Annotated in this window: 11 protein-coding genes; 3 read left to right on the forward strand and 8 right to left on the reverse strand. The window is 74.1% G+C overall.

Annotated features, from left to right (window positions below; translation table 11 throughout):
• Positions 1-120: 120 nt before the first annotated feature.
• Positions 121-777, reverse strand: a complete 657-nt coding sequence (locus tag AAHZ94_RS16540) for a maleylpyruvate isomerase N-terminal domain-containing protein (RefSeq protein WP_349993654.1) — start codon at positions 775-777, stop codon at positions 121-123.
• Between the two features lie 374 nt (positions 778-1,151).
• Positions 1,152-1,493, reverse strand: a complete 342-nt coding sequence (locus AAHZ94_RS16545; protein ID WP_349993664.1) for a GNAT family N-acetyltransferase — start codon at positions 1,491-1,493, stop codon at positions 1,152-1,154.
• A 358-nt stretch (positions 1,494-1,851) separates the two neighbouring features.
• On the opposite strand from AAHZ94_RS16545, the gene AAHZ94_RS16550 reads away from it, so the two are divergent.
• On the forward strand, positions 1,852-2,199 hold the full coding sequence (locus AAHZ94_RS16550; protein WP_349993655.1) for a hypothetical protein: 348 nt from the start codon (positions 1,852-1,854) through the stop codon (positions 2,197-2,199).
• 176 nt (positions 2,200-2,375) lie between these two features.
• Here the strand turns inward: AAHZ94_RS16550 and AAHZ94_RS16555 are convergent, their stop codons facing one another.
• The 4 genes from AAHZ94_RS16555 to AAHZ94_RS16570 all read right to left on the reverse strand — a co-directional run bounded on the left by AAHZ94_RS16555 (position 2,376) and on the right by AAHZ94_RS16570 (position 7,344).
• Positions 2,376-3,581 (reverse strand): hypothetical protein, encoded by a 1,206-nt coding sequence (locus AAHZ94_RS16555; protein ID WP_349993656.1) that lies wholly within the window; start codon positions 3,579-3,581, stop codon positions 2,376-2,378.
• Between the two features lie 90 nt (positions 3,582-3,671).
• Entirely contained in the window at positions 3,672-4,019 is a 348-nt protein-coding gene (locus AAHZ94_RS16560; protein ID WP_349993657.1) for a VOC family protein, read from the reverse strand.
• Positions 4,020-4,301: 282 nt separating this feature from the next.
• Entirely contained in the window at positions 4,302-5,690 is a 1,389-nt protein-coding gene (locus AAHZ94_RS16565; protein WP_349993658.1) for a cryptochrome/photolyase family protein, read from the reverse strand.
• Positions 5,691-5,835: 145 nt separating this feature from the next.
• Complete coding sequence (locus AAHZ94_RS16570; RefSeq protein ID WP_349993665.1) at positions 5,836-7,344, reverse strand: SDR family oxidoreductase; 1,509 nt, start codon at positions 7,342-7,344, stop codon at positions 5,836-5,838.
• A gap of 601 nt (positions 7,345-7,945) precedes the next feature.
• On the opposite strand from AAHZ94_RS16570, the gene AAHZ94_RS16575 reads away from it, so the two are divergent.
• Positions 7,946-9,115 carry an esterase/lipase family protein gene (locus tag AAHZ94_RS16575; protein WP_349993660.1) on the forward strand — a complete coding sequence of 390 codons (1,170 nt, stop codon included), beginning with the start codon at positions 7,946-7,948 and terminating at the stop codon, positions 9,113-9,115.
• 660 nt (positions 9,116-9,775) lie between these two features.
• Positions 9,776-10,417 carry a DUF4232 domain-containing protein gene (locus tag AAHZ94_RS16580; RefSeq protein ID WP_349993661.1) on the forward strand — a complete coding sequence of 214 codons (642 nt, stop codon included), beginning with the start codon at positions 9,776-9,778 and terminating at the stop codon, positions 10,415-10,417.
• Positions 10,418-10,487: 70 nt separating this feature from the next.
• On the opposite strand, the gene AAHZ94_RS16585 is transcribed toward AAHZ94_RS16580, so the two are convergent.
• Entirely contained in the window at positions 10,488-11,003 is a 516-nt protein-coding gene (locus AAHZ94_RS16585; protein WP_349993662.1) for a lytic polysaccharide monooxygenase auxiliary activity family 9 protein, read from the reverse strand.
• 432 nt (positions 11,004-11,435) lie between these two features.
• The coding region (locus AAHZ94_RS16590) for a serine hydrolase domain-containing protein (RefSeq protein WP_349993663.1) at positions 11,436-12,504 on the reverse strand (1,069 nt) is incomplete at its 5' end.

A 12,504-nucleotide genomic window follows, 5' to 3' on the forward strand; every position in this document is an offset into this window, starting at 1 on the left:
GGGGGGGCCGGCGGGGGGCCCGGGGGGGGGGCGGGGGCGGGGGGGGGGGCGGGGGGGCGGGGGGCCCCCCCGGGGGGGGGGCGGGGGGGCCCCCGGGCCCGCCGCCCGGGCGGCGGGTCCTCAGCCCAGGAACAGCGGCAACTTCTCGCCCAGCTCACCCAGTTCGGCCCGCTCCGCTTCGGTGGGGGCGCGCCGGCCGGTGGCGATCAGCAGGGCGTCCGTGTCGGAGAACGCGGCGGGCAGCTTGGCCCCGGCGATCTCCTCCAGCATCTGGCGGGTCCGCGCCAGGCCGTCCGCGGGCGGCTCGGCGACGTGCGGCAGGTGGGCTCGCAGGTCGAGGTGGTGCAGCGTCCACTCAAGGACGTACATCGTCAGGTACTCGTGCACGGTCAGCACCTCGTCGCGGGTGCTCACCCGGGCGTCCGGGTCGGCGAGCACGGCGGCGCGCCCCGCGGCCGAACCCACGTCGTCCAGGTGGAACTTCAGCAGGTGCGGCTCCTCGTACGCGGCGGCGAGCCGGACGGTCAGCGCGTCCAGCGGGTCGTCACCGGTCGGCGGTTCGGCACCCACGGTCCAGTAGGTCAGGGCGGTGATGGTCGGTTCGGCGTCGGCGGGCGTGGCCAGCGTGATCAGGACGTCCTGTGCGTCGATGACGAGGTGACAGACGAGGTCCTGTACGAGCCAGCCCGTGCAGCCGGACGGCTGTGCGAAGTCCTGGTCGGCGAGGTCGGCGACGGCCGTGCGCAACGCCGCCCATGAGTGCGAGAAGAGATCCACACTCGGCAAGCTATGCGGCCCGAGAACCCGGAACAACCGCAATACCGTCCCCAAGTCCCCCGTGCGGACGGGGAGTAGGGGGTTGAAGGGGTAGGGGGAGAGTAGGGGTCGCAAGGACGAGCGGGAGATCGAGCGGGAGGTGGGGTGGGGCCGGGGCGGGCGGGCGCCGTGGGGCGCCGGGCCCGGCCCGGGTGCGGCCCCGCCACCATGGCGTCCCACCTGCGCACGGCTCCGCCAAGCCCGGGTACGGCTCCGCCAAGCCCGGGTACGGCTCCGCCCCGTACGCCCCGGCCCGGATATCGCCTGGCCCCGCCCGGACGCGGCCCCGCCGGACCGGAGCTGAGCCCGGTACGGGACGCCCCACCCCCTACCCCCTACAGCGCGATCAGGCCCGCATCGGTGGTCGTGAACCCGCAGGCGTCGAAGTAGAACGCGCGCAGTTCGGCGTCGAAGTCCACGTGCAGCCACTCGCACCCGGCGGCCCTGGCCCCGACCACCGCGGCCTCGATCAGCCCGCGCCCGATGCCCATCCGCTGCCACCCCTCCCCCACCACCGTGTCCAACACGAAGGCGTGCACCCCGCCGTCCCACGCCACGTTGACGAAGCCGACGAGTTCCCCCCGCTCCCGCGCGCAGACCCAACCGAGGCTGTGCCGGTGCAGTTGGCCGTGCCAGTCGATGTCCAGCACCGGATGGTCGAACCCGTGCGCGTGCAGCGCGTTGACCTCGGGGTTGGCGAAGGGGCCGCGCCAGAGGTAGGCGGGCCCACCGGCCTGTCCGTGCGCGGGGCGGCCGTCCTGCTGCGGTTCGGACTCGGACGCGGACGCGGACTCGGACTCGGACGCTGACTCGGACGCTGACTCGGACGCGGATTCGGACGCGGGTGCGTGGTCGCTCATGAGCGCGAGGGTAGGCGGGCGCCCGGCCGGACGGGACGGGGGGCCGGCCGGTGGGGCGCACGGCAAGCACGTGGGGCGGGCCCGTACGGTGCGATCCGTGCGACGGCCCCACGCCGCGGTCCGGCTGCCGGACGCATACGCCGCGAACACGCGGAGGCGCACATACTTGGGCAGTATGAACGATCCCGCACTACGCGCCCGCGTCGAGTCCGGTGCCGAACACGACGACCCGTCCGACGAACGGGTCCGAGAACTGCTCACCGCACTCGCCGGTTTCGCGGAAGAGTTCCTGGTCATCACCCGTACCGCGGACCCGGAAGGCCAGACCTACCTCCAGGTCGCGCACTCCGAGGCACCGCCCTGGAACTTCGTCGTCGAATACCGCGACGGCGGCCCCGACCGCCACTTCCAGGCGTTCACCGACCAGGTCGACGTGCTGCACCGCACGGTCACCGGCTGGATGTCCCAGCGCCCCGGCTGGCGCGACCTGTTGGAGTGGCAGCCACTCGAACTCCGCCCCTGACCCCGCGCAGTGGCCTCCGTACGGGGACGGAGACAACGTGACGTGCCTGCCGTACGGGACGGAGGCCACCCGACGCGCCTGCCGGACGGGCCCGGGTCCGGGGACGTGGCCGCCGTACGAGGCGGAGCCCACACGACGCGACCACTGCACAGGACCGCACCGCGCACCCCACCCGCCTACCCCGGCTTCTTCGCGTTCTTCACCACCGCCGCGACCCCCACGCCCAGACCCGCGACGCCCACCCGGACGGCGGGGTGGCGGCCCACCTCCACCGCTGCGTTCTTCAACTGGTCGGCGCTGCGGGCCGCGTCCCGCCAGCGGGTGGTGGTGAGCGCGTCGCGCCCGCCCTCGATGCCCAGCGGGGCGCGGAAGTTCTCGACGGCCGTGCCGATCCGGTTGACCGTGTCCACCACCGCCCGGGCCGATGACGCGTGCAGCAGTACGCGCGCGTCGGCGGCGTCCGCCACCGCGTCAAGGCGAGCCATCAGGTGGCCGAGCTCCCGCGAGACCCGTTCGCGGCGCTGCTGCCGGTCGGTCCGCAGTGCGAGGCGGTAGGCGTCCAGGTCGGCCGGCGACTCCTCGCGGACCCGGTCGAGCCGCAGGACGTCGAGCGCGTCCTGAAGTTCGAAGCAGTGCGCCAGGACGGCCAACATTTCGGCCACCTCGTCGCCCGCCCGCGCGGTCACCCGGGCAGTCTCACCGATCTTGCGCGCCCCCTCCACCTCCTTGGCCAGGTCGTTGAGCCGCAGCAGCGCCCCGGCCGTGGCGTCGCTGATCGTCTGCGTCCTGCCCTGCACCGTGGACCAGTTCGTCGGGTCGACGCGCTGTATCTCGCGGCGGAGGGCCAGGGCGGATTCGATGTCGATCCACGCCCCGATCAGTCGCTGCAACTCGGCGTTCTTCTGGTTGCGCAGCACCTCGTCGACCTTCTTGTCGATCGTCGCGAGGTACTTCTTGAGCTCCCCCATCTCGTGCCGCATCCCGGCCTGCGTCAGCAGCCCCGCCACGCCCGACAGCACCGCCGGGTTGGTCAGGAACGTGCCGGCCCCCTGCGCGACCTTGAGCCAGCCGGTGACGTTGCCCGGCGTCCCGAGCATCGCGTAGCTGACGCCTTCCATCTTGGTCTCCATCAGCCCGAGCTCCTTGACGAGTTGGGCCGACTCCTCCGTCAGCTTCAGCCAGCGGCTCGAATGGGCGGCGACCTCAGCGCCCGCCTGCGCCAGCCCGGCCCCGGTGTGCAGCAGCGGCCCGAGCCGGTACAGCTCAAGGTCTTCCGACAGCGACAGCAGGCCGCGGGAGGCAAGGAAGCGCTCGACGTCGCGCCGGCCCCCGATGATCCCCAGCCCGTCGGCGTCACTGACCAGCTCTACCGCGTTGTCCATCGCCCGCGCTCCCCCGCTGATTCCCCGATTCCCCATCCTCAGCAGGATAGTTCGGGCAACCGCTCACGAACCCCCGCAACCCCCTACGGCTCACCGGTGGCCGAGCACGTTGACCACCTTCCCGTTCGGGTCGCGGACGAAGAAGCGGCGGACGCCCCACTCCTCGTCCTGGAGGGGGTGGACGATCTGCGCCCCGCTGCGCAGCACCGCCGCGTAGACCGCGTCCACGTCGTCCACCTCCACGCTCAGATCGGGGTTGACCGGGCCGGTCAGGTCCGCGGTCACCACGCTGACCTGGGCCGTCGGCTGGGTGGGCGAGGCGAGCGTCATGATCCAGCCGTGGTTCATGACCTCCTCGAACCCCAACATGCCGTAGAACTCCCGGCTCTCGGGCAGGGCGTCGGACGAGAGGTTGGGGACGACGCGACGTACGCTCACGGGGCGCTCCTTCGGCGGAACGGGCAGGTTGGGCGGGTCAGAAGGTCAGCAGGTCAGGCAGGTCGGACAGGTCAGGCAGCCGGGCAGCCGGCGACCACGGCAGCCACCGCGAGAACGCTAACCCCAGCCACTGACAATCGACCGCCGCCAGCCCGCCCGACCACCCCTGCCACCCCACCCGCCACATAGCTCAGCCACCCCAGCGGCCACGCCAACCGCGCAGGTCAGCCACCCCACAGCCGCGTCAGCCAGTTACGCCAACCACTCCCACCGACCACCCCGTCACCCTCCGCTCCCACCCCCGCCGCGCCCCCGTTGGAAGCGCTCGCGGCCGGCCGCGAGGTCCACGATCGGCTCCGGGTAGTCGTAGCGGGCGCGCTCGGCCGCGGGCCGCGTCCACGGCGCGTGCACGGCGGGGCCGGTGAGACCGGCGAGTTCGGGCAGCCAGCGGCGTACGTACCGGCCGTCCGGGTCGAACCTGCGCCCCTGCCGCACCGGATTCAGCACCCGCCCGGGCCGGGTGTCGGTGCCGGTCCCGGCCACCCACTGCCAGTTGAGCTGGTTGTTGGCCACGTCCCCGTCGACCAGCAGGTCGAGGAAGTGCCGGGCGCCGATGCGCCAGTCCACGTACAGCGTCTTGGTCAGGAAGCTCGCGGCGAGCAGCCGGCCGCGGTTGTGCATCCACCCCTCGTACGCGAGTTGCCGCATCGCCGCGTCCACCACCGGATAGCCGGTGCGCCCGGCCCGCCACGCCGCGATCTCCTCGCCCGCGGTGTCCGCGTCGCGCCAGTGGTCATCGCGCGGGCGGTAGTCCTCCCGCGCGCACCGCGGCCTGGCGGCCAGCACCTGGTGGTGGAAGTCGCGCCAGCACAGTTGCCGTACGAAGTCCTCGGCGCCCGCCCCGCCCGCGCTGCGGGCCCTGGCGATGAGTTCGATCGGCGAGAGGGTGCCGAAGTGCAGGTGCGGTGAGAGGCGCGAGGTCGCGTCGCCCGGCAGGTCGTCGTGGCCGGTGGCGTACGCCGCGAGGCCGGAGCGCCGCCAGTTCGTCAGCCGCCGCCGGCCGGCCCGTTCGCCACCGGCCGCGAGCCCCGGGGACCTGCCCCGCACCCGGTCCGCGGCCGGAATCGGGGCGGAGTCGAGCCCGTCGGGTACCCGCACCGCGCGCGGGGCCGGCAGCGGATCGCGCAGCGACTGCCGGGACCAGGCGCGGAAGTACGGGGTGAAGACGGCGAAGTGGTCCCGGCCGCCGCTCGGGGTCACCGCGCCGGGCGGCACCGCGGTGAGCACCGCGTCGTGCACCCGCAGCCGCCGCCCGTCCCGCTCAAGCGCCGCCCGCAACCGCTCCTCGCGGCGCTGCGCGTAGTCGCTGACCCCGGCCGCGACGTGCACCTCGCCCGCGCCCGCCTGCGCGGCGACCCGACACGTCTGCGCCACCACATCGCCCGACCTGACCACCAGCCGACCGCCGCGGGCCCGCAGTTCGGCGTCCAGGTCGGTCAGACAGTCCCGCAGAAACGCCTCCCGGTTGGGCGCGGCGAAACCGGCCGCCGCGATCGCCCTGTCACGCACGAACAGCGGCACCACCTGCTCGGCAGCGGCCAGCGCGGCCCGCAGCGGCGGGTGGTCGTGCACCCGTAGGTCGGCGGTGAACAGCACGACGGAGACCTGCATCGGCTTCACTCCTGGTGGGGCGGTTGGGCGCACGGCGCGGCGACACGGGCCACCGGCGGCCAGCCGGGCGCGGCCCGCACCCGCGCGCCAGCCGTACGGGACGGCTCCGGGTCCACCGTACGGAAGCCACCACCGCCACCCGCCCTCAACGCGCCCGGCCCGCCGGCTCCGCCGACCCCCGCGGCGCCTCGCGGGCCGCCGCGCCGGCGATGTTGCGGGCCATGCCGCCGAAGACGACGGCGTGGAAGGGCGCGACGGACCACCAGTAAGCGTGGCCGAGCAGCCCGCGCGGGTGGTAGATGGCGCGCTGCCGGTAGCGGGTGCGACCGGTCGCCGGGTCCCGGTCGACGCGCATCTCAAGCCAGGCGAGCCCGGGCAGCCGCATCTCGGCCCGCAGCCGCAGCAGCCGGCCGGGGTCGATCGCCTCCACCCGCCAGAAGTCGAGCGCGTCCCCCACCCGCAGGTGCTCGGCGTCGCGCCGGCCGCGGCGCAGCCCGGCCCCGCCGACCAGCCGGTCGAGCCAGCCGCGCACCGCCCAGGCCAGCGGGAAGGAGTACCAGCCGTGCTCGCCGCCGATGCCCTCCACCACCCGCCACAGCGCGGCCTGCGACGCGTCGACGGTGCGCTCGCGGCGGTCGGTGTAGAGGCTGCCGCCGGCCCAGTCCGGGTCGGTGGGCAGCGGGTCGCTCGGCGCGCCGGGCAGCGCGGCCGACGACCAGCGGGTGGCCACCTGCGCGTCCTGCACCTTGCGCAGCGCGAGCCGCAGCGCGTCCGCGAAGGGCAGCGGCTGCCGTGGCCCGTCCGGCACGTACCGCGCGATGTCGTGCTCCCGGCAGACCACCTCGTACCGCAGCGACGCGGCCAGCGGCGCCGCGATGGCGTGCGGCACCGGCGTCACCAGGCCCACCCAGTAGCTGGACAGCCGCGGCGTGAGCAGCGGCACCGGCAGGATCAGCCGCCGCGGCAGGCCGGCGACCCGCGCGTACCGGTGCATCATCGCCGCGTACGTCAGCACCTCCGGCCCGCCGATGTCGAACGTGCGACTCACGTCGGCCGGCAGCGCCGCGCACCCCACCAGGTAGCGCAGCACGTCGCGGACGGCGATCGGCTGAATCCTGGTCCGCACCCAACTCGGCGTGATCATGACCGGCAGCCGCTCGGTGAGGTAGCGCAGCATCTCGAACGAGGCCGAGCCCGAGCCGATGATCACGGCGGCGCGCAGTACGGCCGTCGGCACCCCGGAGGCGAGCAGGATCTCGCCCACCTCGGCCCGCGAGCGCAGGTGCGGCGAGAGCTGTTCGGGCGGTACGTCGGCGGGGGTGAGCCCGCCCAGATAGACCAGGCGGCGCAGGCCGGCGGCGGCTGCCTGTTCGGCGACGGTACGGGCCGCGCGGCGGTCGCTCGCCTCGAAGTCCCGCCCGGTGCCGAGCGCGTGCACCAGGTAGTACGCCACGTCCATGCCGCGCAGCGCGTCGGCCATCGCCACCGGGTCCCGTACGTCCCCTTCGACGATCTCCACCCGGTCCGCCCACGGATGGGCCCGCAACTTCTCCGGCGAACGCCCCACGCACCGCACCCGGTGCCCGGCCGCCAACAGCTCCGGCACCAGCCGCCCACCGATGTACCCGCTGGCCCCGGTGACCAGGCAGTTCAGGCCCGTCCCCGGCGCGGCGGACGCGGCTCCGGCAGCCTTCGCCGTCCGCGCTGCTTCCGCCGACCCATCGGCACCAGCCGCGCCGGCATCCCGCGCCGTCCTGCCGTCCCCCGCCGGGCCTGCGTCCGTCGCCGGTCTTGCGTCCCTCCCCGCGCCGGCGTCCCCCGCCGGTCCTACACCGCTCGTCGCCCCGGCCGCCGCCGTCGCCCCGGCGTCCCCCGCCGCCCCGGGTGGCGCCCCTGCGGGCCCCGCGCCTTCCGCGGGGTCCCCCGCTTCCGCCGGCCCCGTCGCCCCCGCCGGGCGGGCGTCGTCGCGCATGGCGTTCCCCTCGTGGTGGGTGGTGGGCCGCGCCCAGGTGGACGGCGCGGGGTGGCGTGGCAGGTGGTGGGGTGGTGGATCGCCGCCGCCCCCGACTCTCCCGCTTCCCGGCGCCCGACCGGCGCAGACACGGCGCGGCCCGGCCGTGATTCGCCCCGCGCACGAGGCTTGTCATGTACCCGACCCACTCTTACCGTCTAGTAACACACGCCAGTAACACGCACGGGTAACCCCCAGCCGGCCCTGCCACCACCCCGGCCCCGGACCCCACCCAGGAGCCCCCATGGACAAGCCCCGCCGGCGCAGCGCACTTAACGCGGTGCGGCGCTCGGCCGTCGCGGTCGGTACGGCGCTCTGCCTGGCCGCCACGGCAGCGATCACCACCACCCCGGCCCACGCCACACCCCCACCGACCAGCGAGGCCAGCAAGCCCGGCCAACCCAGCGAGACCAACCAACCCACCCGAGCCGACCAACCCAACGAGACCAACCCAGCCAACCGAGCCAACCGAGCCAACCAACCCAACGAGACCAACGCGGCCAACGAGTCCAACCCGGCCACCCGCAACGGCCACCCGCCCCGCCCGGGCCACCCCACCGCGCGCGCATCCGCCGCGTACCCGGTCGGCGGGCTCCCCGAAGCCGTGCGGAACTTCCTACTCAGCCCGGGGGCCGTGGCGGGGGCCAACGACTGGCGGTGCAAGCCGAGCGCGGAGCACCCGTACCCGGTCGTCCTGGTGCACGCCACCGGCGTCAACCTGGGCGCCAACTGGACGCGGCTGGCCCCCACCCTGGCCAACGCCGGCCACTGCGTCTTCGCCCTCAACTACGGCATGAACCACCTCTCGCTCGGCCGCATCGGCGGACTCGGCGACATCCGCGCGTCGGCCGGGCAGTTGAGCGCCTTCGTGGACCGGGTGCTGGCCGCGACGGGCGCACGGAAGGTCAACCTGGTCGGCCACTCGCAGGGCGGCATGATGCCGCACTACTACCTCAAGCGGCTGCACGGCGCGGCCAAGGTGCACACCCTGGTCGCCCTCTCGCCGAGCAACCACGGCACCACGCTCTCCGGCCTCACCCACCTCGGCGAGGCACTCGGCGTACTCGGCTTCGTCAACGACCTGTTCGACTTCGTCGGCCTGCCCGCGCTCCGCCAGCAGGAAGTCAACTCCCGCTTCCAGCACGACTTGTACGCCGACGGCGACACCGTGCCCGGCGTGCGCTACGTGGTGCTCCAGACCACCAAGGACGCGGTCGTCACCCCGTACGCGAACGCCTTCCTCCGCGGCGACGCGGTTCGCAACGTGACGATCCAGGACCAGTGCCCGGCCGATCCCGTCGGCCACGTGGGGATGTTCGTGGACGGCCCCGCCGTCCAACACGTCGTCAACGCACTCGGCCCCGACGACCCGAACTTCACACCCACCTGCCGGGACTACGGCCCACCGCTGTAACCCACCCGGCGACCCGCACCGTCCCCCGCGGCGCACCCCACACCGCCACCCACGCCGCAACCACCCGCGGTGCAAGCCGCACCGCAACCACCCGCGGCACCCCCCACGCCGTAACCCTCAGTGCAACCCACCCCGTAACCCACCCGCGGCGCACCCCACCCACACCCCTCGATGTCACCCACACCGCACCCCACAACGGCCCGCCGGCGGCGGAACCATCCCGACGCCCCGGGCCACACCCCCGCACCAGCGCCAACCCGCCCACGAGGCCCGCCAAGTGGAGGCGCACGCCGGAGCCCATCGCGCCCCACGCCGCGCGCTACTCACCCCCGCGCACCCCAAGCCGCCCGCCCGCACCGACCCGCGGGGCGCAGCCCAAGTCGCTAACCGGCCATGCCCAAAGCGCCCCGCGTACGCCACCACCAGGGCGATCACCCCCACAGCGCCCGGGCCGAACTGCGGAACGGCACCCCGCCATGGCGGTCAACGGCCACTCCGGCCCGTATTTTCTCGGTGCGCACGGGTTTGGGGCCTGGCTCAAAGGAGACCCATCCGTAACTGACCTCATCTGGTCACTTCTAGTACGGGCGGACGCCACCGCGGCGCACCCGTCGCCCCGCGCAGAACGCCGGGGCCAGCACGAGGAGGGGCCGAACCATCATGCGCAGCACCACGACCACCGCGCACTCCACGACCGCCACCCACGGCACGCACGAGACCACCGACGCGACCCGCACCGGGCGGCGGACCGCCGTCCGTACCACCGCCGTCCGCACCACCGCCGGCGTCGCCGTCCTGGCCGCGACGCTGTTAGCGACCGGACTCGCCACCGGCAGCGCGGGGGCCACCGAGCGCGCGGCCACCACGCCGACCTGCAAGTTGAGCGGCCTCAAGGTCACGTTCGACAAGGGCGGCGTGCCCGACGGCGTCCGCAACGGCATGAGCCACGCGGGCACCTACCTGCGCTTCAAGAACACCACCGACCGCACCTGCATCCTGCGCGGCTACCCCGGGCTCGGCCTCGAAGGCGCCCGGCACAAGCCGCTGACCACCAAGACCGAGTGGGGCTCGACCTGGTACGCCAAGGACCCGGGCAAGACCAACGTCACGGTCGAGGCGGGCGACTCCGCCTGGGCGGACCTGGCCTGGACCCAGTCCGGCACGGACGCCGTACGGTCCACCAGCCTGAAGGTCACCCCGCCCGCCGAGACCCACTCCGCGGTGCTCTCCTTCGACCGCGTCGTGGACTGGGGCCGGCTCCAGGTGACCGCCCTGGCCGACGCCCCACCGAAGATCGGCTGACCCGCCGGGCGCCGGCGCTCCGGGGACGCCGTCGGCTCCGGTGCTCGTGGCCGAACCGAACCGGCCCGGGTCAGCGGATGTCGACGTCCACGCAGGCGTAGAAGGCGTTGGGCGTGTCCGCGATGTTCCAGATCGCCAGCACCTTCTGCTTGCCGGACAGGCCACCGAAGTTGACCTGGTGGGTCACGGTCGCCCCGGGGCGGGCGCCACCGTCGTTGAACTGGGCGATCTTGCTGCCGCCGACGTAGTACTCCCACGTGCTGGTCGCGTGCCGGGCCGTCAGCCGCCAGTTGAAGCTGGTGGTGCGGCTGACCTGGGTGTACTTCCAGCCCTTGCTGTCGTTGTCCAGCTCGGCGAAGCCGGCGTTGCCACCACTGCAACTCCGCAGGCCCTTGGGGCCTTCGACGCTCTGCGGCTCGTACTTGATGGCGCCGCAGGAGACGGTGCCCTGCGCGCACTGGGCCTGACGGCTCGGCGGCGAGTTGATGTAGCCGTGGGCGCTGGCCGAGTTGGCCGGCAGGCAGACGGCCAACAGCGGGGCGACGACCGCCCCGAGCGTGATGGCCAGCCTCTTCTTACCGTGCATGTCGACTCCTTCGGTGGGGGGCTGCCGTGGAGGCAGGGGGAGTTGGACGCAGACGGCGCGGGGCGCGGGCATATCAGACAGCGACCGGGCGTGGGGGCACGGGTCGTCGGCGGCCGATGAAGCAACCCCGCGCCGCCTGCTTGGTCTAGACCATACTGCTTGTCGAGACACGGTCAAGAGTTTGTTCGGAACGAACTTTTTCCCTTGTCCTCACCCCACCGTTCCCCCGCACACCCCTTCCCCGCGTCCCCCTCCTCCATCCCCACCCGCTTCCGGCCCGGCCGACCACCCCCCACCAGCCGGTACGCACCCGCCGCAGGCAAGCACCCACCCCGCGGGCCGCCGCCCGCCCCGAACTCCCGCCCGCGCCATCTCCCCGGACGGTCACTCAGAGGCCAGCCGGCCACCCGGAGATCAGCCCGCGCAAGCCGGTCAGCGCCCCGGCCGCTCGCTCCGCGCCCCGCCCGGCAACCCGAGCTCCGGGAAGGTCGCCTGGATGATCCGCAACCCGACCGGGCTCATCTCACCGTGCGCATTGAGGGCGTTGACCGAGTAGACGAGGGTGCGCGACAGGTCCTCGGTGGCCGCGAGCGCCGTGGCGTAACCGGGCCGGGCGCCGGCCTTGGCCCACACCACCGTCCCGTCCGCACCCTCGAACCGCTGGAGCCCGGCGCTGTAGCGGGCGCCCTCGACGTCCGGCAGCGTGAGCATCTCCTGCCGGAGCAGCGGGCGCGGCACGATCTTGCCGCGGAACAGGGCCTGCAACAGCCGCTCCAGGTCACCGGTGGTGGAGATCAGGTCGCCGGCCGCCCAGCGGTCCGACACGTTCCACTCCGTCGCGTCCACCACCCGGCCGTCCTGCAACCGCTGGTAGCCACGGTTGTGCGGGCCGTGGACGCGCGGATCGGGCCCGCCGGGGAACGAGGAGTGCCGCATCCCCGCGGGCCGGAAGACCCGCACCGCCGCCTGGTGTTCGTACGAGTCGCCGGTGACCCGCTCGATGAGCATCCCGAGCACGGTGTACCCGATGTTGCCGTACCGCTGCTTCTTGCCCGGCCCCTCGCCCTCCCCGCGGTACGGGCCGGCGGCGACGGACGCCGCGACGACGGCCTCCGGGGTGAGCGTCTCGAACCGGTTCTCGTACCCCTCGCCGTCCGTCGGCCCGAGGTCGGCGCCCGGCTTGAGCCCGGCGGTGAAGGTCAGCAGGTGCCGTACGGTGATGGGCTCGAAGGCGTCGGACAGCAGCCCCGGCAGGTACCGCTGCACCGTCCCGTCCAGGTCGATCCGCCCCTCGGCCGCGAGTTGCAGCACCACCGCGGCCGTCACCACCTTGGTCGTGGACCCGGCCCGGAACCTGGCGTCGGCCAGCGCCGGGCGCCCACTGGGCAGGTCGTGCACCCCCGCGGTGCCGCGCCAGGTGACGTCCCCGCCGACCCGCACCAGCGCCGCGGTGGCGTCCTGGTCCGGCAGCCCGCGCAGCGCCTCGGCCAGCGCCGCCGTG

This window comes from Streptomyces sp. HSW2009 (assembly GCF_040240285.1).
GTDB lineage: Bacteria > Actinomycetota > Actinomycetes > Streptomycetales > Streptomycetaceae > Streptomyces.

Bases quoted from the DNA above. Each gene is read 5' to 3' on its own strand.
- AAHZ94_RS16565 (WP_349993658.1), bottom strand. From the start codon at position 5,690: ATGCAGGTCTCCGTCGTGCTGTTCACCGCCGACCTACGGGTGCACGAC.
- AAHZ94_RS16550 (WP_349993655.1), top strand. From the start codon at position 1,852: ATGAACGATCCCGCACTACGCGCCCGCGTCGAGTCCGGTGCCGAACAC.
- AAHZ94_RS16585 (WP_349993662.1), bottom strand. From the start codon at position 11,003: ATGCACGGTAAGAAGAGGCTGGCCATCACGCTCGGGGCGGTCGTCGCC.
- AAHZ94_RS16555 (WP_349993656.1), bottom strand. From the start codon at position 3,581: ATGGACAACGCGGTAGAGCTGGTCAGTGACGCCGACGGGCTGGGGATC.
- AAHZ94_RS16580 (WP_349993661.1), top strand. From the start codon at position 9,776: ATGCGCAGCACCACGACCACCGCGCACTCCACGACCGCCACCCACGGC.
- AAHZ94_RS16575 (WP_349993660.1), top strand. From the start codon at position 7,946: ATGGACAAGCCCCGCCGGCGCAGCGCACTTAACGCGGTGCGGCGCTCG.